Origin of the sequence: Halanaeroarchaeum sp. HSR-CO, assembly GCF_024972755.1 — an archaeon.
Lineage (GTDB): Archaea > Halobacteriota > Halobacteria > Halobacteriales > Halobacteriaceae > Halanaeroarchaeum.
Genome location: NZ_CP087724.1, coordinates 167,428 through 191,500, shown reverse-complemented (window position 1 = coordinate 191,500; position 24,073 = coordinate 167,428). Strand labels below are relative to the sequence as shown.

General features: G+C 66.1%; 26 protein-coding genes. 11 read left to right on the top strand and 15 right to left on the bottom strand.

All coding sequences use genetic code 11. The annotated features are described in order from the left end of the window. Window positions 1-10: 10 nt before the first annotated feature. On the bottom strand, window positions 11-3,259 hold the full coding sequence (gene ileS / locus HSRCO_RS00995; RefSeq protein ID WP_259518519.1) for an isoleucine--tRNA ligase: 3,249 nt from the start codon (window positions 3,257-3,259) through the stop codon (window positions 11-13). 99 nt (window positions 3,260-3,358) lie between these two features. Between ileS and HSRCO_RS00990 the strand changes: the two genes are divergently transcribed. From HSRCO_RS00990 to HSRCO_RS00980, 3 genes are read left to right on the top strand one after another with little or no spacing between them, the layout of a single operon-like run. Then, a complete protein-coding gene (locus tag HSRCO_RS00990) occupies window positions 3,359-3,580 on the top strand; it encodes a hypothetical protein (protein ID WP_259518518.1) in 222 nt (73 codons plus the stop codon). A 57-nt stretch (window positions 3,581-3,637) separates the two neighbouring features. Continuing rightward, on the top strand, window positions 3,638-4,168 hold the full coding sequence (locus HSRCO_RS00985; protein WP_259518517.1) for an HIT family protein: 531 nt from the start codon (window positions 3,638-3,640) through the stop codon (window positions 4,166-4,168). A gap of 46 nt (window positions 4,169-4,214) precedes the next feature. Further along, entirely contained in the window at window positions 4,215-4,970 is a 756-nt protein-coding gene (locus HSRCO_RS00980) for a ParA family protein (RefSeq protein ID WP_259518516.1), read from the top strand. A 4-nt stretch (window positions 4,971-4,974) separates the two neighbouring features. On the opposite strand, the gene HSRCO_RS00975 is transcribed toward HSRCO_RS00980, so the two are convergent. Further along, window positions 4,975-5,490 (bottom strand): hypothetical protein, encoded by a 516-nt coding sequence (locus HSRCO_RS00975; protein ID WP_259518515.1) that lies wholly within the window; start codon window positions 5,488-5,490, stop codon window positions 4,975-4,977. A gap of 173 nt (window positions 5,491-5,663) precedes the next feature. Between HSRCO_RS00975 and HSRCO_RS00970 the strand changes: the two genes are divergently transcribed. After that, window positions 5,664-6,518 (top strand): transcription initiation factor IIB family protein, encoded by an 855-nt coding sequence (locus tag HSRCO_RS00970; RefSeq protein ID WP_259518514.1) that lies wholly within the window; start codon window positions 5,664-5,666, stop codon window positions 6,516-6,518. On the opposite strand, the gene HSRCO_RS00965 is transcribed toward HSRCO_RS00970, so the two are convergent. From HSRCO_RS00965 to HSRCO_RS00940, 6 genes are read right to left on the bottom strand one after another with little or no spacing between them, the layout of a single operon-like run. Beyond that, window positions 6,481-7,155: a P-loop NTPase gene (locus HSRCO_RS00965; protein WP_259518513.1), complete on the bottom strand. Its 675-nt coding sequence runs from the start codon at window positions 7,153-7,155 to the stop codon at window positions 6,481-6,483. The two genes, HSRCO_RS00970 and HSRCO_RS00965, sit on opposite strands and share 38 nt — an antisense overlap. Further along, entirely contained in the window at window positions 7,152-7,562 is a 411-nt protein-coding gene (locus tag HSRCO_RS00960; RefSeq protein WP_259518512.1) for a hypothetical protein, read from the bottom strand. The genes HSRCO_RS00965 and HSRCO_RS00960 overlap by 4 nt, the downstream gene beginning before the upstream one ends. Before the next feature lie 34 nt (window positions 7,563-7,596). Continuing rightward, on the bottom strand, window positions 7,597-8,421 hold the full coding sequence (locus tag HSRCO_RS00955; protein WP_259518511.1) for a hypothetical protein: 825 nt from the start codon (window positions 8,419-8,421) through the stop codon (window positions 7,597-7,599). Then, window positions 8,418-8,756, bottom strand: coding sequence for a hypothetical protein (locus HSRCO_RS00950; RefSeq protein ID WP_259518510.1), 339 nt, complete (start codon window positions 8,754-8,756; stop codon window positions 8,418-8,420). The genes HSRCO_RS00955 and HSRCO_RS00950 overlap by 4 nt, the downstream gene beginning before the upstream one ends. A 51-nt stretch (window positions 8,757-8,807) precedes the next feature. Beyond that, window positions 8,808-9,083, bottom strand: coding sequence for a hypothetical protein (locus tag HSRCO_RS00945; RefSeq protein WP_259518509.1), 276 nt, complete (start codon window positions 9,081-9,083; stop codon window positions 8,808-8,810). A 54-nt stretch (window positions 9,084-9,137) separates the two neighbouring features. Beyond that, window positions 9,138-13,379 (bottom strand): LAGLIDADG family homing endonuclease, encoded by a 4,242-nt coding sequence (locus HSRCO_RS00940; RefSeq protein ID WP_259518508.1) that lies wholly within the window; start codon window positions 13,377-13,379, stop codon window positions 9,138-9,140. 89 nt (window positions 13,380-13,468) lie between these two features. On the opposite strand from HSRCO_RS00940, the gene HSRCO_RS00935 reads away from it, so the two are divergent. Then, window positions 13,469-14,161 carry an ATPase domain-containing protein gene (locus HSRCO_RS00935; RefSeq protein WP_259518507.1) on the top strand — a complete coding sequence of 231 codons (693 nt, stop codon included), beginning with the start codon at window positions 13,469-13,471 and terminating at the stop codon, window positions 14,159-14,161. Continuing rightward, window positions 14,162-14,590: a hypothetical protein gene (locus HSRCO_RS00930; protein ID WP_259518506.1), complete on the top strand. Its 429-nt coding sequence runs from the start codon at window positions 14,162-14,164 to the stop codon at window positions 14,588-14,590. It begins immediately after the preceding gene. A 28-nt stretch (window positions 14,591-14,618) separates the two neighbouring features. On the opposite strand, the gene HSRCO_RS00925 is transcribed toward HSRCO_RS00930, so the two are convergent. Genes HSRCO_RS00925 through HSRCO_RS00915 form a run of 3 tightly spaced genes read right to left on the bottom strand, consistent with a single transcriptional unit; the run spans window position 14,619 to window position 17,062 of the window. Beyond that, window positions 14,619-15,731 (bottom strand): hypothetical protein, encoded by a 1,113-nt coding sequence (locus HSRCO_RS00925; protein ID WP_259518505.1) that lies wholly within the window; start codon window positions 15,729-15,731, stop codon window positions 14,619-14,621. Continuing rightward, window positions 15,721-16,089, bottom strand: coding sequence for a phosphoribosyl-AMP cyclohydrolase (gene hisI / locus HSRCO_RS00920; protein WP_259518504.1), 369 nt, complete (start codon window positions 16,087-16,089; stop codon window positions 15,721-15,723). The genes HSRCO_RS00925 and hisI overlap by 11 nt, the downstream gene beginning before the upstream one ends. A gap of 46 nt (window positions 16,090-16,135) precedes the next feature. After that, window positions 16,136-17,062, bottom strand: a complete 927-nt coding sequence (locus tag HSRCO_RS00915; RefSeq protein WP_259518503.1) for a prepilin peptidase — start codon at window positions 17,060-17,062, stop codon at window positions 16,136-16,138. A 115-nt stretch (window positions 17,063-17,177) separates the two neighbouring features. Between HSRCO_RS00915 and HSRCO_RS00910 the strand changes: the two genes are divergently transcribed. After that, entirely contained in the window at window positions 17,178-19,112 is a 1,935-nt protein-coding gene (locus HSRCO_RS00910) for an ABC transporter ATP-binding protein (RefSeq protein ID WP_259518502.1), read from the top strand. Window positions 19,113-19,144: 32 nt separating this feature from the next. On the opposite strand, the gene HSRCO_RS00905 is transcribed toward HSRCO_RS00910, so the two are convergent. After that, window positions 19,145-19,903 (bottom strand): proteasome assembly chaperone family protein, encoded by a 759-nt coding sequence (locus HSRCO_RS00905; RefSeq protein WP_259518501.1) that lies wholly within the window; start codon window positions 19,901-19,903, stop codon window positions 19,145-19,147. Between the two features lie 141 nt (window positions 19,904-20,044). Then, on the bottom strand, window positions 20,045-20,434 hold the full coding sequence (gene fer / locus HSRCO_RS00900) for a ferredoxin Fer (RefSeq protein ID WP_259518500.1): 390 nt from the start codon (window positions 20,432-20,434) through the stop codon (window positions 20,045-20,047). A 174-nt stretch (window positions 20,435-20,608) separates the two neighbouring features. On the opposite strand from fer, the gene hisA reads away from it, so the two are divergent. The 3 genes from hisA to HSRCO_RS00885 all read left to right on the top strand — a co-directional run bounded on the left by hisA (window position 20,609) and on the right by HSRCO_RS00885 (window position 22,500). Continuing rightward, window positions 20,609-21,346 (top strand): 1-(5-phosphoribosyl)-5-[(5-phosphoribosylamino)methylideneamino]imidazole-4-carboxamide isomerase, encoded by a 738-nt coding sequence (hisA, locus tag HSRCO_RS00895; protein WP_259518499.1) that lies wholly within the window; start codon window positions 20,609-20,611, stop codon window positions 21,344-21,346. Between the two features lie 63 nt (window positions 21,347-21,409). Further along, entirely contained in the window at window positions 21,410-21,997 is a 588-nt protein-coding gene (gene hisB / locus HSRCO_RS00890; RefSeq protein ID WP_259518498.1) for an imidazoleglycerol-phosphate dehydratase HisB, read from the top strand. Next, on the top strand, window positions 21,997-22,500 hold the full coding sequence (locus HSRCO_RS00885) for an amino acid-binding protein (RefSeq protein WP_259518497.1): 504 nt from the start codon (window positions 21,997-21,999) through the stop codon (window positions 22,498-22,500). The genes hisB and HSRCO_RS00885 overlap by 1 nt, the downstream gene beginning before the upstream one ends. Here HSRCO_RS00885 and HSRCO_RS00880 read toward each other — a convergent pair whose 3' ends face one another. After that, window positions 22,501-22,788: a hypothetical protein gene (locus HSRCO_RS00880; RefSeq protein ID WP_259518496.1), complete on the bottom strand. Its 288-nt coding sequence runs from the start codon at window positions 22,786-22,788 to the stop codon at window positions 22,501-22,503. 150 nt (window positions 22,789-22,938) lie between these two features. On the opposite strand from HSRCO_RS00880, the gene HSRCO_RS00875 reads away from it, so the two are divergent. Next, a complete protein-coding gene (locus tag HSRCO_RS00875; protein WP_259518495.1) occupies window positions 22,939-23,559 on the top strand; it encodes a YigZ family protein in 621 nt (206 codons plus the stop codon). Between the two features lie 270 nt (window positions 23,560-23,829). Here HSRCO_RS00875 and HSRCO_RS00870 read toward each other — a convergent pair whose 3' ends face one another. Continuing rightward, window positions 23,830-24,051: a hypothetical protein gene (locus HSRCO_RS00870; RefSeq protein WP_259518494.1), complete on the bottom strand. Its 222-nt coding sequence runs from the start codon at window positions 24,049-24,051 to the stop codon at window positions 23,830-23,832. Between the last annotated feature and the right edge of the window lie 22 nt (window positions 24,052-24,073).

The following is a 24,073-nucleotide window of genomic DNA, read 5'->3' as shown; positions in this document are numbered from 1 at the left end:
GGAGACCGCGTCAGTCGACCGGTTCGATCGCGAGTTCGACGTCGACGCCCTCGATCTCGTACTGTTCGCGGCGGCCGTCGTCGAGGTCTCGAAGTTCGTCGGCCCGGACCTCCTCCGTGATGAGGTCCTCGTGTTCGGCGACGAGTTTCCCGACGCGTTCGTCGTAGACGACGATCTCGAGGTCGATCTCGGCGTCGAGGTCCAGGTCGAGGTCCTTGCGCAGCTCCTGGACGCGGCGGATGACTTCCCGTGCGTAGCCCTCGCTCTCGACGACGTCGGTCAGGGTGGCATCGACGTAGATGGTGCCACCCTCGAACTCCGAGCCAGCGACGTTCTCAGGCGTGACGGCCTCGAACTCGATCATGTCGCCCGACAGTTCGACGGCCTCGCCGAGTGCCGCGCCGACGGCCTCCTGGAAGGTGGCGAGGTTACGCTCGTCGACGACGGTCTCGTTGATGGCGTTCATGACGTCCTGGGCGTCGGCGCCGAACGCGGGGCCCAGGACGCCCATGTCGGCGGTCGCGGTGTACTGGAGTTCCCCCCAGGTCCCGTCGGGGTCGATCAGTTCGACCTTGCGGGCATTGAGTCGCTCCGCGAGCAGGTCGCCGTGGCGCTCCAGGGCGGTCACGACCTGCTCGTCGTCGGCGTCGACGACGACGCGGGTGACGGGCCAGCGGAGTTTGCGGCCGGCCAGTTGCCGGGCGTGTGAACCCGCCTCCTCGATGTCGCGCAGGGTGTCGATGTCGTCCTCGAGAGCGGGGTCCCGGAGGGTCTCCGCAGGCGTCGGCCAGTCGGACATGTGGACCGTCGGATGGCCCTCGTCGCGGGTCAGTCGCTGGTAGATCTCCTCGCTGACGAACGGTGCGTAGGGCGCCAGCAGGACGACTGCCTCGCGGAGCGCGTGGACGAGGGTGGCGTAGGCGGCGAGTTTCGAGTCGGTGGCCGCCTCGTCCCACATTCGTTCGCGCACGACCTGAATGTAGTACCTGGAGACGTCCTCGACGAGGAATTCGAGGAGGGCTTCGAGGGCCCGGTGCTGTTCGAAATCGTCCCATCCTTCGTTCGCGTCGTGGACGACGGCCTGGAGGCGCGAGAGGAGCCACCGATCGACGCGTTCGAGGGGCATCTCGCGGACGGAGCCGTCCGCCTGCGTCCAGGTGGCGATGCCGTCCTCGATGGAGAGCGCGTTCGGGTCGACGCCGTCCATCTCCATGTACGGCAGCGGGAAGCGGAACGCGTTCCAGAGGATGTTCAGGTCACGCTGCATCGTGGCCATCTCGTCCCACGAGAAGCGCATGTCGTCGCCCTGCGGGGTGACCGAGAGCAAGAACAGGCGCATGACGTCTCTGCCGTACCGATCGATGGCCTCGCTCGGCTCGACGATGTTGCCGACCGACTTGGACATCTTCCGGCCGTCCTCCGCGAGGGCGTGGCCGTGCATGAGCACCTGTTCGTAGGGGACCTCCCCGAGCGCTGCGCTGCCCATGCCCAACTGGGACCAGAACCACCCGCGGGTCTGGTCGTGGGCCTCCATGATGAGGTCCGCCGGCCAGAGGTCCTCGAATGCCTCGTCGTCACTCGGGTAGCCGAGGGTGCCCCAGCTGGCGACCGAGGAGTCCAGCCAGACGTCGAAGACGTCCTCGACGCGGGTGTACGTCGTCCCCTCGCGGGTGATGGTGAGGTCGTCGACGGTCGGCTTGTGGAGGTCGACCTGCTCCGGGTCGACGTCCTGGTCGACCAGGTCGGCGAGTTCCTCGCGGGTCCCGACCGCGATGACCTCGTCCATGTCGCCATCCCAGCCTCCGGCGGTTTCATCGCCTCCGTTCGCGGACGAGTCCGCGCTCGGCGTCCAGATCGGAATCGGGATGCCCCAGTACCGCTGGCGGGAGACGTTCCAGTCCGGGGCCTCCTCGACGAAGTCGCGAAAGCGGTTGTCACGGGCCCACTGCGGGTACCACTCGCTGTCCTCGATGTTCTCGAGCAGTTCGTCTTTGATGTCCGTGATGGTGATGAACCACTGATCGGTGGCCAGCTGGATGACGGGCGTATCACAGCGCCAGCAGTGTCCGTAGGAGTGCTGGACTGTCCCGCGTGCAAGTAGCAGGCCCTTCTCTTCGAGATCGTCCATGATGGCCTCGTTCGCGTCCCGGACGTACTCGCCGGCGTACTCGCCCGCCGCCTCGGTGTAGACGCCGTCGCCGGCCACCGGGCTGAAGATCTCGAGCCCGAGTTCCTGACCACGCTCGAAGTCGACCTCACCGTGGCCCGGCGCGGAGTGGACGAGTCCCGTCCGGTCGGCCTCCACGTAGTCGGCCGTGTAGACCTGTTTCGCACCGTCGAAGGCCGGGTGGTCGGGGACCTCCGCCGCGAGCGGATGGTCGTAGGTCCAGCCCACCATCTCCTCGCCCGCGACCGTCTCCAGGACCTCGTAATCGTCGTAACGACCCTCCTTCAGAACGTCCTCGACGAGCGTCTCCTCGACGTAGAGGACCTCCGTCTCGCCGTCTTTCTCCGCCTCCACGGCGGCGTACGTCGCCTCGCCGTCGACCGCCACGAAGGTATTGCCCGGGATGGTCCAGGGCGTGGTGGTCCAGATGACCAGGTAGCCATCCCGCTCCGCCAATGGGAACTTGACGTAGATAGAGGGGTCAGAGACGTCCTCGTACTCGACCTCGTTGTTGGCGATAGCCGTCTCACAGCGCGGACACTGGTTGATAGAGCGTTTGCCCTGGTCGACGAGCCCTCGTTCGTGGGCCCGTTTGAAGCCCCACCAGGCGGCCTCCATGTACTCCGGATCGACCGTCTTGTACGGGTCGTCCCAGTCCATCCACACCCCGAAGGATTTGAAGTCCGCCTGCAGTCCGTCGAGTTGCTCGTCGGCGAAGGCCTTGCACTCCTCGATGAAGTTCTCCTCGCCGAACTCCTGGATGTCCTTCTTGTTCTCGAAGCCGAGTTGCTCCTCGACCTTCGTCTCGATGGGGAGCCCGTGCATGTCGTAGCCGGGTCGGTCGGTCACGTCGTACCCGGACATCCGCAGATACCGGATGTAGGCGTCCTTGAGCGCCTTGTTCCAGGTCGTCCCCATGTGTGCCGCACCGGAGGTGTACGGCGGGCCGTCCACGAAGAAGTAGTCCTCGCCGTCCTCGCGGTGGGCTTTCGTCTTCTCGTAGGCGTCGACCGCGTCCCAGTACGCGAACACGCGATCCTCGACCGCGTGCGGGTCGTACTGGTCCGGGACGTCGCCGTCGAATTGAGTCATACGGGGAGGGTCTCGCTCCCGGCTAAAAGGATAATCGGTCCTACGGTTCGCCCCGAACGACTCGAAAGTGCTTTCCTGTGGTGCCGGTCAGTTCGACTCATGACGCGAACCGGCCACGTGGATCGCTCGACCGTGCTGAAGGTAGGGATGCTCGTCAGCTTCGCTCTCGTCGTCGGCGGCTTCGTCGGCTCCTGGGCCGTCGCCGGGACCGGTGCCCCCGCCTGGGAACAGACGCTCTTCCTGGATGCGGAGATCGTCGGCACGCTCGGTCTGCTCTTCTTCCCGCTGACATTCGGTATCGTCCTCCCGCTGGTGGAGTGACGGTTCGCTCCCCGACAGCGGGCAATGTTCTTCACGCCGCCGCCGGTAGCGACGACCATGTCGAAGTGCATCTTCTGTGCCATCGCCGACGGTGAGGCGGACGCACGCATCGTCGCAGAGACCAGCGAGGCGCCACGCGCCTCGAATCGGAGTAGCGCGGAGCGAAGCTCCGCGAACCATTCGAGCGGGCAAAGCCCGCGAGAAGACGGCGAAGTCGCGGAGACGAACGACGCCATCGCGTTCCTCGACGCAAATCCACTCGCGCCCGGGCACACGCTCGTCATCCCGAAGGACCACCACGAGACGCTGGGCGACCTCCCCCCAGAAGCGGGCGAGGCCGTCTTCTCGCTCCTCCACGAACTGGTCCCGGTAATCGAGGAGGCCGTCGACGCGGACGCGTCGACCGTCGCGTTCAACAACGGTCGCGCCGCCGGCCAGGAGGTCGACCACGTCCACGGCCACATCGTTCCACGGTTCGAGGGGGACGGTGGCGGACCGATCCACGGCGTCGTCGGGTCGCGACCCGACCTGAACGAGTCGGCGATGGACGACATCGCAGCGCGTATCGCTGGTCGCGTCGACGAGTAGCGCGCTGTCGGGTGATTTTTGAGCCCCACCCCCCTCGGTGAGAGCGATGCACGTACGCACTGCCGCGCTCGTCGGCGCCGCCGGCGGCGCCGGGACGACGCGGACTGCCGTCGAGCTGGCGGGTACACTCGCCCGCGCCGACCGCTCGGTCCTCGTCTTCGACCTGGACTTCGCCACGCAGGGGCTCTCGCAGTCTGTCGGTGGTCGCATCGACCCCGACGTCACCGCGGTCCTCACCGAGGACGAGACGTCCGTCACCGACGCAGCGATATCGTGGACGGTGCCGGGCGACGGTCAACTCCACGTGCTGCCGGCGTTCGCACCGTTCGTCGACGTCGCCACCGCGAAGACTCCGGAGGTCGCGGAGGGGGTAGGCGACGTCCTCCGGGAGGCGACGGCCACGTACGACCATATCCTCCTCGACGTGCCCCCGGTCGTCTCGAATCAGGCCATCGCCGGGGTCGACGTTGCCGACCGGGTGGCTGCCGTGTTTCCACCGACGGACCGGGGGATCGACTCGCTCCAGCGGACGAAGGGGCGCCTCGAAGACGTCGGATCGCCCCTGGATCTGGCCATCGCCGCCCGGACCGCCGAGTCGGCCGCGCCGGCAGACGCGGACGCGATCATCCCCGAACTGCCACCGAAACCGGCACCAGACCGGCCGACGACGATCGGTGGCGGTGACGACGCCGTCGCGAGGGTCGCCGAGACGGCCGCTCGACTCTTCGATATCGATCTCGAGATCGGGGCCGATGGAGACGGTCCCTCGATCGTCGACCGGGCGCTCGAGAAGGTATCCTGACGCCTCAACGGAGGTCGCCGACGCCGCTCATCGTGTCCGCGAGGGCGTCGCGCTTCGCGACCGATGGGTTGGCGTCGGACTGGAGCGCCGTGGAGATGCGTTCGTCCGCGTCCGGGAGGGGGTCGTGTGTTTCGAGGAACGTGGCCAGGGCGAACTCCGCATCGCTCGCGTCCGTCAACGCCTTCGCGTCGGTTCGGCCGATGTCGCCGGCGAGCCAGTCGCCGAGGATCTCGCGGCCGAGCGGTGAGAGCGGCGAGAGCCCTTCGAATCCGAGCAGGAAGAGTGTCTTCGCGCCCGTTACGGCGGGGAGTCCCGCGCTCGCGGCGGCCGCGCCGACGCTCGCACCGCCGACGAACTCGTCGACGAGGATGGCAGCGTCCGCCACGTCACACGGCAGGTCGTCCTCGAAGGGGGCGATCGCCGCGTTCACCGTGGGGTCGGTCCGGTCGACGGTGGCCACGCCGCGCTCTCGCTGTCGCTCCGTGACCGCGATGCCTTCGGCGATGTCCGAGAGCCCCATTCGACTCGACCGAGCGGCGCGGACAGGATAAGTGTTCGGGGACGAAATCGACAGACTGCGCGGCGTTCGGCGGCGGGTACCGGTTACCGGTAGGCGTCGACGCGGCGTTCCGGGTCGAATCGGCCGATCCGGCCGTCTATTAAATACTCGATCGGGCCGAAGCTCGAAGTGTGATGAGTGCGACCAACGCGAACTCGTGCCCGGAGTGCTCCGGGCCGTTGCAGACGGACCAGACCGAGACGGTGTGCAAGCAGTGCGGCCTCGTCGTGGCGGAGGACCGCATCGACCACGGCCCGGAGTGGCGAAGTTTCTCTGACGGTCCGAACCGCGAACGGACCGGAGCGCCGCTGACCCGGTCCCGTCACGACCGCGGCCTGTCCACGGAGATCGGCCGATCGAGTCGGCTGAAGGGACGCAAACGGCGACGGGTCGCCCGGATGCGGACCCAGCACGACCGCTCTCGGGTCTCTTCGACCGCCGAGCGCAACCAGATATACGCCTTCACCGAGATTCGTCGGTTGACCGGAGCGCTCTCGCTCCCGCGAAGCGTCCGCGATCAGGCCTGTGTCCTCTTCGACTCGGCACAGGACGACGACCTCCTGCGAGGGCGGTCCCTCGAGGGGTTCGCCGCGGCGACCGTCTACGCGGTCTGCCGGACGAACGGGCTGGCGCGAACGATGGGTGAGATAGCGGACGCCGCCCGCGCGGCGGAGCGGGAACTCCAGATCGCCTACGACGCGATGAACCGGGAGCTCGGGCTGCAGACCGGACCGATCCGGCCGCGTACGTACCTCCCCCGGTTCGCCTCCGACCTCGACCTCTCGGCCGCCGTCGAACGCGACGCTCGGTCGATTCTCGAGGCTGGCAGTAGGGCAGTCGGCGGCCGAAATCCCGGCGGCGTCGCTGCAGCGGGCCTCTACCTGGCAGCCGAAGACACGGACGAACAGATCACACAGGCTGCAGCGGCCGATGCGGCCGGCGTGAGCGCAGTCACCGTTCGAAGCGCGATCGACGCGTTACGCGACTGACGCGGCGACCGAGCGATCGGATCCGTTCTGCTGGGGTACTCTCGGGAGCGGCCAGCGTCAGCGGGAGTCCCCGGGTCGTCGCCCTCGCGACGGCCGTCGATTCGGGGATGGACACGACCGGACCGCCCAGGCGTTTCTCGACCGGCGGCCGACGCTCCCGGACCCGATTGAGCACCACGGCGCCGACGCCGGCCTCGAGTTCGCGGGCCAGCGCCCGCGTCCGGACCGCGTCCGCGATGGCCGCCGTCGCCGGCGTCGTGACGAGCACGGCGGCGTCGGCGACCGTCATCGGCAGGGCAGCGTCCGCTCCCAGCCCGGCGGGGCCGTCGACGACGACCGTCCCGTACTCCTCGTCGAGGCGCGTGATGACGTCGGTAAGTGCCGCCATATCGATCGCTCGCGCACTCGCGAGCGAGCGACCGGCGGGGAGGACCGAGACGGCCCAGTCATCGCGAACCGCCTCGGCGGGTCGCACACTCCCGGCGAGCACGTCCGTGAGCGTCGGCCCGGCACCGGCGGGCAGGTCGGCCATGGTGACGTCGCCGTCGACGACCACCGCGTCGAGGACGTCGCCCAGCGCGAGCGAGACGGTGGACTTCCCCACGCCACCCTTCCCGCTGCTGACGCTGAGGATCACGGCGTCTCCCCGTCCTCGGCCCCCTGGTCCTCGTCGGCGAGATAGTCCGGAACGACGACGTCGGCGGGTGGCCGAGGATCCCCGAACGAGCGAAGAATCGCTTCGGGACTCGTTTCCGCCGGTTCGGACTCGCCGGCCGGTTCCGACCACACCAGTTCGGCGGGCGGATCGACAGGCGATCCCGTGGTGGCGAATCCGAGGGGGCGCGTCCCGCCCGCGGCCAGGACGCCCTCGTATCCCGCCTCGTCCCATCCCGGCGCCGTGATACCGTGGACGCGAGGGGGCCAGACTGGACCGTTCAGCCTGTTCGCCACGCGGAATCGGCGTGGCTCGGCCGCGTCGTTGCGTACCACGAGCGAGACGAGGATGATTCCAGCCACCTCGTGGGTCGTTGCGCGCAGTTGCATACCCCAGGATGGGTCCGTTCCGGACTATAAACGCTCACACGAGCACGACCGGCGCGTCCAGGGCCGCCCGTGCGGCGACGGCGGTGGCGAACGGGCCGTCGACGAGGACGAGAGGGGCGCGGATGGCGGCGATACGGGCGGCGGCCAGTGCGGCGGACGACTGATCGCCAGCGTAGTCGGCCGGTCGCTCACCCGCGCTAGATGCGACCGGAAGGGAATCGAGTGCGCGACGGAACTGCGGGTAGAGCTTGGTCGCGAGTTCGGTTCGGGCGCGGCGGGCCAGATTGTCCCGCTCGTCGACCAGTCGGAGTCGACGGTCCCGTCGGTCACGAACGGCACGGGCGTCGCGTTCAGCGTCGGCGAGGGCCTGTTGGGCGGCCAGTTCCTCCGTCTCGGCCTCGGAGAGGGCGGTGATCGCCTCGCGCAGGGCGGCCCGTGATCGTTCGGTCGCCCCGCCCGCCTCCCGTTCCGCATCGAGTCGGCCACGCAGGTGCGCGACACGTTCCCGGAGTGCCGCGACGTCGGCCCCCGCCTCGGCTGCTCGTCTGCGGACGGGAACGAGGTCGATCGGCTCGACCTCGATCTCCTCGATGGACCGGTCGAGTGCGGCGATCCGTTCGGCGAACGACGACGCCATGCCCCGCGAGCGGGCGGCGGCCGCCAGCGCTGATCGGAGTGAAAGGTGCATGCCGGTCTCGATACGGCCGACGAACGAGTGGATCCTTCTCGGTCGTGGACAGGACACGACCGAGGAACCGGCCTCGTTGATCGCGTCGAGAATCCACCTCGGATCGACAGGTTCGCCCCGGAGATCCAGGGCGCGACCGCGGAGGGTTCGCTCACCGAGTGTTACCTTCATAACTCGACGTCGTGGAGCGCTTCGGCCGACGGGTGGTCGGTCCCGGCGACGAAGTTCGCATACGAGGTACTCGGGTGGTCACGCGCCTCGTACGCCTGCGCCGCGTCCCGCACCCGTGCGGGGACGTCCGCGAACTCGTTCAGCGGCTCCGTGCGTTCGAGTTGGACGTCGTCGCCGTGTTTCGCACGCAACCGCAGGGCCAGCAAGGCGCCGAGTTCCGTCTCCCGGAACAACGCCACCCGACCGAACCGACGGACCACGGCCGACGGCTCTGCCCGACAGCTATTCCGGAGACTCCCCCGAGCCCCCGTCGAGTACGTGACCACGAGCAGCACTACTTCGATTCGGGTGCGACGTTGATAAAAACAATTCGGTTTTCTCGAAAATTATTCGAGGGGAGCTACCTCGAAATCCAGGTCGTCGTCGAGGAGCGCACCGACACGTTCCCTGGCTTCGCTCCGCCCGGCTGCGAGCACGACGATACCGTCCGCCCGGGGGGCACCGCTCGCCCGATACGCCTGGCTGTCGTCCGCCGGGTACTCCGTCGCGAAGGTGCGCAGGACCCCCTGGACGCGGTCTTCCATCGTCGCCAGATCGATCTCGCCCCGTTCGAAGTCCGCGAGTGCGTCCTCGACGTTCCGGATAGCGGCGATGCGGTCCATCTACCGGTGGTGGGCGGAGCGGGAAGTTGAGCGTTCCGACATCCCGTCGGCGTCTCAGGTCGTCCGCAGGTGGTCGGTGCTGGGTTCGTAGACCTCGCCGCGCTGTTTCAGCTTCTCGATCTCGTGTTCGGCTTTGCTGCGTTCCATACCGACCTCCTCGGCCCGGGCGAGCACCTCGTCGACCGGCGCCCCCTCGTCGAACTCGGATTCGATGTCCTCGATGAGGTGTTTGATGTTCTTGATGCGGTCGCGCTGTGATTTCGAGGTCCCCGTCTCGATGACGTCCGCGTCGTACTGGTCGGTCTCGGGGTCGACGCCCACCGCCTGCAGGGAGGTGCGGACGATCTCGATGACCCGCTCGGCGTCGGCCTTCTCGACCGTATCGGAGAGGCGAACCCGCGCGCTCGCCTCGGCCAACCGCACCAGCGCCTCGAGTTTCCGGGCGGTGACCGGGACCGGTGCGTCCTCGTCCTGGCCCTTCGAGCGCAGGTCGACGTAGAAGTCCTCGATGGTCGAGCGCGCCTCCGGCGTCATCGTCGGGAAGGTGGTGCGCCGGGAGTAGGCGACGTACTTCCGGAGGAGTTCGGCGTCGATGGCCGGTTCGACCTCCTCGGTCGCCCCCTCCACCTCCTCGTCGGAGACGTTCGAGGTCGTCACGTTCGAGCGGTGGGTGTTCAACTCGCCGGCGTAGTTGGTCTGCAGGATGTGGTTGGCCAGTTCGGCGTCGCGTTCGGCGTCAGGCTGGTCGGTGATGGTGAAGATGAGGTCGAACCGCGAGATGAGCGCCGGTTCGAGGTCGATCTGCTCGCCGATCGACTCGTACTGATCGAAACGGCCGTACTTCGGGTTCGCGGCGCCAAGGAGCGAACAGCGTGCTTTCAGGGTGGCGTTGATGCCGGCCTTGCTGATGCTGATGGAGTTGTGGAGAACGACGCCCTGGCTCACGAACGTATTCGTCGGTTCCACAGTGACGTCGTACACCCAGTCAGTCTCGTACTCGCCTTCGTTCGGTACCGTTTCTACGTCCGTTACGCGATAGTACCTGAGATCGGTCTTTGCCTGGAGAACGGCGGCCCGCGATTCGAACTCGGAAAGGGCGTCCCGAATCGCACTTTTTGCCCGTGCGATTAGCCGGTTTCGATGGTCGACATCGTAGCCTCCCTCTTCGGCGTAGTGAATCGCGCTCGTCGTCACTCCATCGAGCCGGTCCGCGAGCGCACGACCAGACCACCCAATAACCGAGCGGACCTCGGACAGAGTGGTAGTGTCTTCGAGTGTGTCACGAACCTCTGTAGCCCTCGACCATAACGCGTCTAGCTCGGCCTCTATAGTCTCGATTCGTACGCCGTAATCGTTGTCAAGATGCGGTCGGAATTTCCCGGTCAAACTGACGCCCAACAATCGCTTTAACGAGCGAAGTTCTCTCGCCGCACTCGTTGGAAGAACGTCGTGGTGTCGCTTCGTTTCGAGACTACGGTCGACGAACGCTCGTGCCTTTTCGAAACGATCATCGGTTGGTTCCACTACGTGTTCGACGAATCGTTCAGTGGAGTCGCCCATAACGTACGTCTTCCACGAATCTTCGGTCTTGCTGTAATGAATCCGCGAGGCTACACCGATTTTGGCTAGGGCATCTGCATAATCCTCTGCGAGATCCGGAGAAGCAGTCGAAAATGCCATTGCCTCGCTTTCGACACCCCCGTCACCCGCGAACGCACCGACGAGGAAACGGCGGATTTCCTCTTCGGACCCACCGAGAATAGCGTCGGGAATGCGCTTTTTCCGAGCCTTCTCCATCAATTTCGGGAAATTCTGCTCGAACCAGCGATAGAGCTTGGTAGAGACCCACCGTTGGGTGACAGTCCCTGCACTGTTCGTCGTATTCGTGCTCTCCATCCCGAAGACCGTGTGGAATAGCGAGTCCATCCGGGCCAAAAGCCGCTCATCCTGGTTAGAGAAACCAATCTCGTGAGACGAACCGGCGTACGAGTGTCCTTCTGCCACGAGGAATCCCAGAATCTCTGCCAGGTCGTCTGACATTTCGTGGGGCAGGTCGATGTCCTTCTCTTTACCAATGTGTGGCTCGCCGTCCAGCGATATGGGGACCGATGAGTTGGGAAGTTTCCTTGGGGCAGGGACGAACGCCCCCGTACCTAAGGAGCGCGCTTCGACTGTTCCAACGCCCTCCTCGCCAGCGACGAACATCGGATGTTCGGGAGTGACGAGGACGCTTCGCCCATTCGAGAACGTCACCCGAACGAACTGGTCCGGTGCATCGTGTCGGCTGACGCGGTCCACTGGAACCTTCGAGACGTCGTTCGTCTCCATGTCGACGGAGTGAACCCGAACGTCATCGACGGGAAGAATCTCACAGTCCACGCCATCGACGACCTCGTTTGGCGACGCAGCCATCCGCTCGTCGACGAGTGAGCCGATTTCCACACGCCTCCCATCGGCCAGCAATATCTCCGAATTAGGGTGATAGGACTGCTGTTCTAGCGCTTCGTGCATTGCCGACCGATCTTCCGGCCGCATCTTATCCAATTCGTCGACAGCCGCGATGCCCTGGTCGGCGAGGACGAGCGCCCCCGCTTCGAGGGTCCACTGCTGCCCGTCGCCGAAGTCGTCGCGGACCGCCGCGGCCGTCAACCCGGCCGAACTGCTGCCCTTGCCGGAGGTGTACACCGAACGGGGCGCGATGTTTCGGATGTACTGAAGTAGCTGTGAGTTGTGCGAGACGACGTGTTCCGTGAGGTAGTTGTGCGTACCCTCGACCTCCAGGTCGTACACCCACTCGTTCTCTGGGGCGACGGTCTCGATGTCGTCAATTTTCGTCCAACCGACGGACGTTGGTAGTCCGGCCACTTCGCGTGACCGTTTCGACGCAGTTCGTCGCAGTTGACCGTTATCATTCTCCTGCACCGGATCGGCAACCATTGATCCACCGTCGACCGCGACAGGGTTCGCAGTCGCAACGACGATACCCTCTGACAGATTTTCGGCTTTGGCGGCCTCCGGGCCACCATTCCGCCTGACGAACAGCGGATGAGACGGAGTGACCTCTAGCGAGGTCCCGTCGGCAAGATGGATACGATACAGCTGGTCGGGTGCCTCCCGCTTCCAGACCTTCGTCGCTCGGCCGATGCGCAGGTCACCCGTGGCATCCATCGTCGGAAGTGGGATGTCCACCTCCTGATAGACGCCGTCGTCGACCGGTTTCGGATCGTCCAGTTCAGCTTCTACAATATCACGAATCGGTCGCCGGGTTCCGTCGGCGAGAGTTACGTTCGTGTTCCCAGCGACACACTTCCCCGTACCAGGGTCCCCGATCAAGAGCATGTGTAGGTCGCCACGGATCCGGGAGCCGTCGGGGAGGTGCTTGGTGACTCCGGAGAACAGCTGCAGGGCCATCGCGAGTTTGGCCTGCTCGTAGCCGTAGATGGCGGGGGCCAGGGAGTCGACGATCTGTTCGTAGAGGTCCTCGGTCTCGGAGAGCTCGATGATCTCGCGCTTGTCGGCCTCCGTGATGTCCATCTCCTCGAACTCCTCGTCCTCGACGTCGAGGGAGACGCCCTCGAGGTAGACGTCGAAGATGGGGGAGTCGGAGTTCTCCTTGCCCTGGTCGAGACGGAGGATGCCCGTCGCGACGACGTGGTCGCCGGGCGTGACCTCGCCCGTGAGGTCGTCCTCGACGTTCATGTCCACGGCCTGGGGCGTCTCGCCGCCGCCCAGTCCCTCGGGACTCTCCTGGACCCGGAGTTTCTGCGCGTCGACGAACTCGGAATCCTCGGCGTCGAGCTGGAAAGGGCCCTGGCGCTCGCAGGACTCGCACTGGTAGGGGTCCTGGAAGCCGGCGTCGGTCTGGGGGACGATCGTCTCCGCGCCACAGCGCTGGCAGACGAACGTCGCCTCCTGGATCTTCGGGCGGACGTTGGTGGCCTTGCGGACGATACCACGGACGCTCACGAGCGTGTTGATGTGATCCGAGCGGATCTCCCGGATCTCGGTTACCTCGCCGAGGTTCTGGATGCGGACGTGTGCCTGCGCGAGCGAGACGTCCACGGGGAGGTCGTAGAGACGGAGGGCCTCCTCGGCGGCGTCGCGGAACCGGTCGGGATAGCTGACGACGTCGTCCGCGAAGTCCGGGTCGAACCGGAAGAGGTCCTCCCAGTCGATCTCCAGGGACTTGCGCTCGCGTGGGTAGCCCCGCGCGAGTTCGGCGATCTCGTCGGCGTAGTACCGCCGATAGAACGTCTCGAATCGGTCGACGAGTTCCTGGTCGCGAACCTCGGCCATTCGCACCCAGATAGACCGCCCATGGCCTATAAACTCTCGTGTCCGGAAATCCCGGAAGCCTATAGTCCAGCGTCGCCATCGTCGTGCCAATGCGCGTGCCAACGGGGTGTCGAGGGATGGACCGGTTGCTGGATGGAGGGGTGCCCGCGAACCGACTGTACGTCATCAGCGGGCCGCCGGGAAGCGGCAAGACGACGTTCGCCTCGCAGTTCATCACCGAAGGGGCCCGCAACGACGAGACGAGCCTCTACATCACGATGCACGAGACGCGCGAGGAGTTGATCCAGGACATGGCCTCCTTCGAGTTCGGCTTCGAGCAGGCCATCACGGCGAAGAACGCGCGCTTTCTCAACCTCACCTCGGAGAAGGCGCGGATGTCGCTCACCAAGTACGGGACCGAGGGGGGCCTGACGAACCGCGTCGCCGCGATGATCGAGGAGATCGGTGTGGATCGGGCCGTCATCGACTCGACGATGTTGCTCACCCACTTCGTCGAGGATCCGGACAACGCCCTCACCGAGTTCGCCACCCGCCTGAAACAGACCGACGCCACCATCATCCTGATCTCCGAGATGACCGACCCCTCGGCGTACTCGGCCGAGCACTTCCTCGCCCACGGCGTCATCTTCTTCCACAACTTCATGGAGGCTGGGGGGATGCAACGTGCAGTCCAGGTCATCAAGATGCGAGGAACCGACATCGACTGCGACATGCACGCCGTCTCCTTCTCGTCGGGTGGTATCGCCGTCCACCCCGATCAGAAGGTCGACCAGGTGCGGTAGATGTACGAGAAAGCATTCGACGTGGACTGGGTGAGCCTCTCTCGTGAAGACGCGATGTTCCGGGCGTACGCCCTCGGTGTCGACGCGGCACTCGGCAACGACCACCCCGAAGAGGTCGAGCGCCTCGCCCGGGAGGCGAGTCGGCCACTCGTCCAACTCGCCTACGACGAGGGCAAGAGCATCGCCGAGGAGGAGGTACGCACCGGAGAGGAGGTGACGGGACCGGAGGCCAACGAGGGAACCGACGGTGAGTGGCGACTCTGGAAGGAACTCGTCGAACGGCGACGTGAGAACCCGGAGTCCCTCGAGTTGGTCCGCGTCCCGACGAGCCGAACCGACCGTCCGGACGCACTCTCGCGGCCCAGCTTCCTCGATCCACACGATCGGGACGTCGATGCAGTCAGGTTGCCACGGTTTCTGCTGGAGTAGGACAGGTGAGAACGGTCAGGCCACGGCGTCAGTACTCCTCGAGGGCCGTGGTGAGGCGTTCGCGTTCGGACTCGAGGGCCTCGATGTCGTCACCCACCGCCCCGGCAGCCACCCGTTCGCGTTCCGCCTGAGAGAGTTCCTCGCGTGCGCGGGCCGTCAGCCGAAGGTGTTCGTAGTGGGGTTCGTCGCGCGCGAGAGCGTGGACACGCTCCAGTTGTTCGACGACCGAATCCGGGGCGAAGCGGTTCACGACCGAGACGAGTTCGTCGGCCCGCCAGCGCACCTCGTCCGCCGGGGCGGGCGGCCACTCGAACTGGAGCGGTTCGGCGTCGAGGCGATCGAAGTAGGTTCGGTTGCCACCGACGACACGCATGAACGTCTGGGGCTGGTCGACGTAGTGTTCGAGTTTCGAGCGCGAGTAGTCGGCGTACTCCAGGAGCGTCGGGATCGGTTCGGTACCCACCGACGCATCGGCGAGGAACGCCGCCAGGTCGTCCGGCGGGTCGGGGTACCGGGCCAGCGGGAACGACCGCGTCGCTTCGACGAACGCAAGCACGTCCCTGGCGGGGTCGTCCCGTTTGAACGACGTGAATGCGTCCGCGACCGAGTCGTTGTACGACGTCATCGGCTCGCGGAGTTCGTCGACGGGGGCGTCGAGGTCGGCGTCGGCCAGCGTCGCGACGCGCTCGAGACGGTCGATCTCCTCGTCGATCTCGCGCAGTCGCGACTCGACGTCTCGACGGGTGGCCCGGTACCGTTCGTGGGCCTGCTCGCGCTGGCCGAGTCTGTCGACGAGGTCGTCGACGGGGCCGAGTGCGTCGCGGGCGGCGTCGAAGTCGCTCTCGGAGAGGCGCCGCTTCTCGAAGCTTTCGTCGATCGCCTCGAATACCTCGCGTTCGGGAAGGTCCTCGGGGAGGTCTTCGACGTGGTCCGCCACCGCCTCCTGGAACTCGAGATACGCCTGGAAATCACCCGAACCGGTCGCTCGGCCCTCGTAGCTGTCGAGCAGCGAGAGCAGATCATCTCGAGCAGACCGAAGCCGTTCGAGCTGGTCCTCGCCGATTGCTGCGACGGCGGCCTCTGCGTCCTCGAGTGCTTGCCGGGCACTCCGGAGGTCGTCGACGAGTGACTCAGTAGACATCGTCTGGGTCGAAGACGAGTTCGCCGACGTTCTCACCGTCGAGGGTGCGGTAGAAACACGAGCGGTGGCCGGTGTGACAGGCGCCGCCCTCCTGGTGGACGCGGTAGAGAAGCGTATCGCCGTCGCAATCGACCCGAATCTCGTCAACCGCCTGGCTGTTCCCGCTGGTCGCCCCCTTCTCCCAGAGTTCCTGTCTGCTCCGGGAGTAGTAGTGGGCTCGACCAGTCTCCTGCGTGCGTTCCACCGCCTCGCGGGTGGCGTACGCGACCATCAACACCTCCTCGGTGTCGACGTCCTGGGCGACGACCGGTACCAGGCCGTCCTCGTCGAACTCGATATCGACCGCGAACGCGGACATACTGGCGCGAACGGCGCCGGCCCGGATAGCCGTTTCGTCCCTGGCCTCACACGAGGCCGACGGCGGCGAGGGCGACGTACAGCAGGTCGCCGACGGTCAAGCCGACCAGCAGACCGACGAACGTGGGGACGATGAAGGGGATACCGGGCGTGATCCACACTTCGTCGGCCTCGGACAGGAGATCCAGCCCAGCCCGGAGCTTCTCGGGCGACGTCCCGTAGGCACTCGAGTCGATGTCCTCGAGGAACGCAGCCGCGCCCCAGGGGTCACCACTCCCGTCGGTGACGACCGCCCCGTCGGTCGGGTCGTTCGGCTCGTCGGGGAGGGTCGCTGGATCGCGAAGCGACGGGTTCTCCCGGAGGTCGGCGAGCGAGATGCCCCGCCACCGGAGGTACATCCGGAGCGCGTCGAGATCGAGGCCGTTTCGGGTGCGGCCCGTCGGCGTCTCGAGGAGGCTCCCGTGGAGGGTCGGCAACGCGTCGACGGCGACCGGCCGGCCCAGGAACATCACCCAGGACAGTTCGCCCCGCAGGAGGTTTCGCACCGCCAGCGCGAGGGGGTAGCCCAGGGCCACGAGCACCGTGTTCGTGAGCACCGAGAGCGAGAAGATGCCCACGTCGGTCGTCACGAGCGGGAACAGGGTCGTGCCGATCTGGTACGTGGGGAACGTTGGCAGCAGGACGGCCAGAACCATGAACGCCTTCGCGTCGGCCCCGCCGAACCCCCCGACGTACCAGAAGCCGTACGCCAGCGGCACCACGATACCGATGCTCAACGCGACCCGGAGCGCCCAGAGTCGCCAGAACGGACTGCCGGCGAGTTGCAGGCCCTCCCAGGCGAGCAGCAGGAGACCAAGGAGCGTCAGTGGCCCCCAGAGAGCGTTCGGCACCCGCCGGGTACGGAGGTCGCGATAGGCCGCCCACCCGATGACCGGGACGGCGACTAGCCGGAGGAGGTCGGGAAGCGTGGACACTACTGTGACATCCCGGCGCGGGCGATTTAGCTGTTGTTGAAATCGATGACGCCATCGGCCCCGCTCGAGTGGGCGTCGCCACAGAGTGAAGCCCGTCGACGCCGAAACGGGACCTATGGTGGCTGGGGAGGACACCGAGAGGACCAGTACTCGGGTGACCGGGCCGGTCTGGTCCATCTTTGCGAGGTACGGCCGGGAGAACCTGCACTACGCGTCCCTCGGGGCGATCAACACTGTCGTCGGGCGAGCGGTCGCGCTAATTCCAGCGTTCGTGATCGGCCTCGCCGTCGACGCCATCTTCCTGGACCAGCGGTCGTTCGCCCTCCCGCTGGTGCCGCCGGCCTGGATTCCGGGGACCGACGTGGGACAGGTGTGGTTCGCCATCGGGGTGTTACTGATCGCGACCGTCGTCGGGGCCGTGGCCTCGTGGTTCGAGGACTGGGGGTGGAACGTCTTCGCCCAGCGCATCCAGCATCACCTCCGGGTCGACACCTACACGAAGTTACAACGACAGGACCTGGCGTACTTCACCGGCCAGCGGACCGGCGAACTGATGAGCATCCTCAACAACGACGTCAACGCCCTGGAGACGTTCCTCGAGGACGGATTGAATGCCATCTTCTGGATCGTCGCGACCTTCGTCGGTATCGGGGCGATTCTGCTGTCGCTGAACGCACCGCTGGCCCTGGTGACACTCCTCCCGGTCCCCCTCCTCGCGTTGTTCACACTGGCGTTCACGCGCATCATCGAACCGAGATATCTCGCCATCCGGGGGGAGATCGGCGATTTGAACGCACGACTGCAAAACAACCTCAGCGGGATCGAGGTGATCAAGACCGAGCACGCGTCGGCGTACGAGCGAGAGCGGGTCGCCGAGGCGTCCGCCGAGTACCTCCGGGCGAACCTCGACGCGGTCAAGGTGCAGATCACCTACTTTCCGGGGCTGACCCTCATCGCCGGCGTCGGGTTCGCCGTCACCTTCCTCGTCGGTGGCTACTGGGTCCTCACGGGCCCGCCGCTCGATCTGACGGCGACGCTCTCGCCCGGCGAGTTCGTCACCTTCGTGATCTACGCCCAGCAGTATCTCTGGCCTATCGTCCAGTTCGGTGCGGTGGTCGACGACTACGAGCGGGCGAAGGCCGCCGGAACGCGGGTACAGACGCTGCTCCGACGCGAGGAATCGATCGAAGAACCGAGTGACGCCGACCCACTCTCCGTCCAGGCGGGACGGGTGGAGTACGAGGACGTCAGGTTCGCCTACACCGACGACCGGGTCATCTCCGGCGTCTCCTTCGACGTGGATGGTGGCCACACCGTCGGCATCGTGGGGCCGACCGGCGCGGGGAAGTCGACGCTCCTGCAGTTGCTCCCCCGCCTCTACGACGTGGACGCGGGCGCCGTTCGCATCGACGGACAGGACGTGCGTGAGGTCTCCCTCGCGAGCCTCCGGCAGTCCATCGGCTACGTCAGTCAGGACCCGTTCCTGTTCTACGGAACCGTCGGGGAGAACATCCGGTACGGGAGGTTCGAGGCCTCTGACGCCGCCGTCGAACGGGCGGCGAAACGGGCCCAGGCCCACGAATTCGTCCAGAATCTCCCGCGAGGCTACGAGACCCTCGTCGGCGAACGGGGCGTCAGACTCTCGGGTGGGCAACGCCAGCGCCTCGCCCTCGCCCGAACCGTGCTCAAGGACCCCGAGATACTGGTCCTCGACGAGGCGACCAGCCACGTCGACACCGAGACGGAAGCGCTTATCCAGGAGAGCATCGACAAATTCGCCCGCGACCGGACCACCTTCGTCATCGCCCACCGACTCTCGACGGTCCGCCGGGCCGACCAAATCCTCGTCCTCGACGACGGGGAAATCGTCGAACGGGGGACCCACGACGAACTCCTCGAGACGGCGGGACTGTACGCGAACCTCTGGCGAGTACAGGTCGGTGACATCGACGGCCTCCCGCCGGCGTTTCTCGAGCGGGCGCGACGGCGACAGGCCGAGATAGAGCGGGCGGACGACGCTACCGAGGAACCGGCCTGGAAGGACTGGTAGCCCACGTGCGACGAGGGCCCTCGACCGCAGCCCTACTGGTACATCGAGTCGTAGGTCGACTCGACGAAGCCCGTGCCGTCCGAGAGGTGTTTGAGTTGCGTGGCCATGGACTGCATGTCCGCGCGAATCGCCTCGGCACGGGCGGCGAGCGGCGTCGTGTCGATGGCAAAATCGACGAGCGGTTCGAGTGCTTCGTCGATGAGCGTCTTCGCTCCACCCGGGTCCGGAACGAAGGGATCAAGACCGGTTTTGACGAGGAGAACGACAGTCGGGACCCCCGCGTGATAAAAAGCGCTGGCCAACGCCCCGGTGGGGCCGATGAGCAACCCTTCTTCGCGTTCGATGGTGATCGAGGCGTCCAGCAACGACGACCGAAGGTCGTCTGTCGAACCCACGGCCGTGACGACGCCGTCCTCGGTACCTCGTTCGGTGGGTACTTCGACCAGAAAGATCGCCCGCGAGAGTCGGGTGGCCAGTTCACCGACCAGCGTTTCGCCGAGGGCGGGGAACGCGTCCGGTGGGATCGCCGTATCGCTCATCAGCGCGAGAAGGGACGCGTCAGCGTGTGCGTACACCCGTACTGCGTCCTGAAGGCCACCGTCGCGGTACGTGAGTATCGGGAAGTAGGCATCCGATTCAACGCTCGCGGCGTGCGTCATGTCCAGTTGATCAACGATCTGTTCGACGGCAATCGACGCGACCATCCCGTGACCCGGCAGTCCCTCGATGAGGGTCGCGCCCTCCGTGGGAAGATTCGCGTGTGTTTCGAACCGCATCGTCGCTGGCGCCATAGATCACCTACGGGCCCAGCAGTGAATTACTTCACTTCGAGACCGAAAACCGAGACTCGTCGAAGAGACCAGGAGTGAGATCTGACGAGCGGCACGGCCGCTCCCGGATCGCTGCGCGAAAGAACGTGGAAGGTCGGGCCTTCAGATGACGCGGTCCTGGAGGTAGTCCAGGTGCTTGGCGTTGTAGACGATCTTGACTTCTTCTTCGGCAGCGGAGCCGATGCAGGTCAGGCGAACGCCCTTGTCTTCGACTTCCTCGTCGGAGAGGATCTGCTGCATGTCCATGTCGATCTCGCCCTCCTTGAGGATCGCTGCACAGTTCGCACAGGCGCCCGCGCGGCACGAGAACGGCCAATCGTAGCCCTGGGCTTCGGCTGCTTCGAGGATATACTCCCCTTCGGCGACGTCGAGGGTCCCGTAATCCTCCTCGTCGAGGCCAGCACCGTCGGCCTTCTCGAACACATCGTCGTCGTCCAGGTCCCATCCCTGGTCGTCCAGCGTCTCGTAATTGAGGTATTCTACTGTCGGCATCACTAGCCTCGTTCGGCGGCTTCCGGGATAGTATTTTCCTTTTTGTACTTTAGGTGTACCAAAGAGTCGCCAGACGGGCGTTCCTCGGGATTTTGATGTGTCTGGCACGTTTCGAATGTGGTTCGCTCAGGCGGACCCACGTCGTTTAAGCGCGGGCGGGAGGTACCGATTGGCATGACCTTCGAGTCCTTCGCGGTGATCCCCGCCGTCGACGTCAAAGACGGCGAGGCGGTCCAGCTCGTCCAGGGCGAACGCGGGACCGGCACTCGCTACGGTGACCCGGTCGCGGCGGCACAGCGATGGGTCGACCAGGGAGCGACCGCGCTCCACCTGGTCGATCTCGACGGCGCCTTCGACGGGGAACGGGCGAACGCCGCGGCGATCGAGGCCATCGTCGACGCGGTGTCCGTCCCGGTCCAACTCGGCGGGGGGATCCGGACGGCCGAAGACGCCAGATCACTGCTCGACAGCGGTGTCGAGCACGTCATCCTCGGGACGGCCGCCGTCGAGGACCCCGACATCGTGGCCGCGATCAGCGAGACGCATCCGGGAACTGTCGTCGTGAGCCTCGATGCGAAAGACGGCGAGGTCGTCGTGTCCGGGTGGACGGAGGGGACTGGTCTCGACCCCGCCGCGGCGGCGACCCGCTACGAGGACCTCGGTGCAGCGGCCATCCTCTTCACCGACGTCGACGTCGAAGGACGCCAGACCGGGGTCCGCACCGGTCCGGTCGAGGCGGTGGTCGACGCGGTCGATATCCCGGTGATCGCCAGCGGCGGCGTCGCCACCGTCGACGACGTCCGCGCACTCGCGGCTGCGGGCGCAGGCGCGGTCGTCGTCGGGACGGCGCTCTACGAGGGGACGTTCACCCTCGCGGAGGCGCAGGCGGCGGTCGGCGGAGACGGGTCCTGACGAGTTCGCCGTCGGCCTGAGCGAGCGCAACGGCCTTGTACCCGGCGTGCAGAGAACGAGTGTATGAGCGAGCGGAGCGCCGCGATACGCCGGGAGACGGCCGAGACGACGGTCGAGGTTACCCTCGAGCTAGACGGTGACGGGTCGTCGTCGATAGAGACGGGCATCGGCTTCTTCGACCACATGCTCACGGCCTTCGCCACGCACGGCCTCTTCGATCTGACCGTGCAGTGCGACGGCGACCTGGCGATCGACGACCACCACACCGTCGAGGACGTCGGCATCGTCGTCGGCGAGGCCGTCGCCGAAGCGCTAGGCGAGAAACGCGGTATCGTCCGGTACGCTGACCGGCGGGTCCCCCTCGACGAGGCGATGGCGAGCGTCGTCGTGGACGTGAGCGGGCGGCCTTACTTCGCCTTCGAGGGAGGGTTCTCACAAGAGACCGTCGGCGAGATGGAAAGCGTCATGGCGAAACACTTCGTCCGGTCGCTGGCGACGAACGCCGGCCTCACCCTTCACGCGGGCGTCGAGGGGGAGAACGCCCACCACGAGGTCGAGGCCCTGTTCAAGGCGCTGGCGCGAGCGCTGGACGACGCGACACGCATCGACGAACGTCGAGCCGAGACGCCGTCCACCAAGGGAGCGCTGTGATGTTCGACGCCATCATGGAGAAGTTCGAGGGCAGCCCCGGCCAGCAGGCCGTCATCAGGTTGCTCCTCGAACGGGGCTTCTCGGTCAACGACGACGGACGGGTCGTCTCCGGGTCGATCGAGATACCCGACACCCAGGTGGCCAAGGAGGCGGGCGTCGACCGCCGCGTGGTGGATTCGACGACGAGCGCCATCCTCGAGGACGACGAACTCCGTCGCATCTTCCAGAACATCTCCCAGATCCCGAGCCTGATGGACCTCGCCCCGGTCCTCGATCTCACCGTCCTGACCATCGCCGTCCACGACGCCGACGAACCGGGGATCGTCTCCACGGTGACCGGGCTGTTGGCGGACAACGGTATCACCATCCGCCAGACGATCAGCGAGGACCCCGAGTTCACCGACGAGCCCAGACTCTACCTGGTCACCGCCGATCCCATCCCCGGCGAGCTGCTCACCGAGCTCACGGACCTCCCGTTCGTCCGCTCCATCGAACTGTCCTGATCAGCGGCCGATGACGCTGTAGATGACGAACGCGTAGCCCAGCGATGCGATGGCGTTGTGGACGGTCAACAGGCCGACCGTGTTCTGGAAGTCGTTCAGGAACGCCGATACCGTGGTGGCGATCGCGGCAGCGACCACCAGCGAGAACCCGAGGGCGAGGAACAGCATCTCCCGACGTTCGGTCGTCGCGTACGCGTGCGTGGCGAGGGCGACCATCGTGATGCCGGCCAGTGCCAACACGAGAGAGGTCGCGGCATAGGCGAATTCGACGCCCCACAGCGCTGCCATGGTCAGGGGTACGACGGACAGTACCTAAAACCCCCACGCCATCGGGGACGTCGGCATCGTCAGCGCAGCGGCCGACGGCGAACCGGTCACGGGCCGCGGTCGGGCGCGCGAATCGAAACACCGTTCAGGTGTGCGAACGGACTCCCCACGATGACCGACGAGGACGTCTTTCGGACCCTCGCGGACCGGGGCGAGACCCGATTCGAGATCCGGGGCTCGACGTTCATCGGCCACGCCACCCCGGTCGACAGCCGCGAGGGAGCGGAGTCCTTCGTCGATGCCATCGCCGAGGAGTACGACGACGCGACCCACAACGTGCCCGCGTATCGCGTCCGCGTCGACTCCGGTCGGTCGGGACATCTCCTGCGCGAATATCAGAGCGACGACGGCGAACCGACCGGTTCGTCCGGCAAACCCGCCCTGAACGTTCTCCAGCAACGCGACCTCGAGAACGTCGCCGTCGTCGTCACGCGGTACTACGGCGGGACGAATCTCGGCGTCGGTGGGCTGGCGCGAGCGTATTCCCGGGCGGTGAAAGAGGCCATCGAGGACGCCGACGTCGTGGAACGTCGGCCCCACGAACGATTCGTCGTCGCGGTGGAGTACGACGACTCGGGGACGGTCAGGGGTATCCTCGAGTCGAGCGACGTCGACTTCGATGCCGAGTACGAGACGGCCGTCCGGTTCACGGTCTCGGCCCCGGTCGACGTGGCCCCGGGGGTCAGAGACCACATCCGCAGTGCGACCAGCGGTCGGGCGACGATCGAGTGAGACGGGAGCATCGTCGGGTGCCACGAAATCTGGCGAATCTCTGCGAGTCGGGAGCCACATCGCCCGATTATCAGTCTTAAGGACGGTTTCGACAGCGGTTCTCAACGGAGATAATCGACAGAATGCGGCGAGTTCCGCACCCGAAACAGAGGGGTTCGGGAGGAAGCGGGCCTCACGCGACGATTTCGGTGAGAATTACCCGGTTACGGGGAGGGACGTGCGGCTTTCGAGGGGCGGCTCCGACCGTGGTCGGCGAGGACCTCGCTGGCTTCAATCGACGATGATGTCGTCGCCCCCGCTCTCGCTCTCGACGAACTCCTGTGGGCGCTGGTCCGGTTCCATCTCCGATTTGTACCGATGGATCCACTCGGCGAAACACTCGGGGCACAGTCGCTGGGCGTCGATCTGGGAGCGATCGACCGAGAGTCGTACCGTCCTGGCGAGCGCCTCGCTGACAGGGTCGCCACAGGCGTCACAGGGATCGTCGGTCATGACTGCGAATACGGGCGCAAGG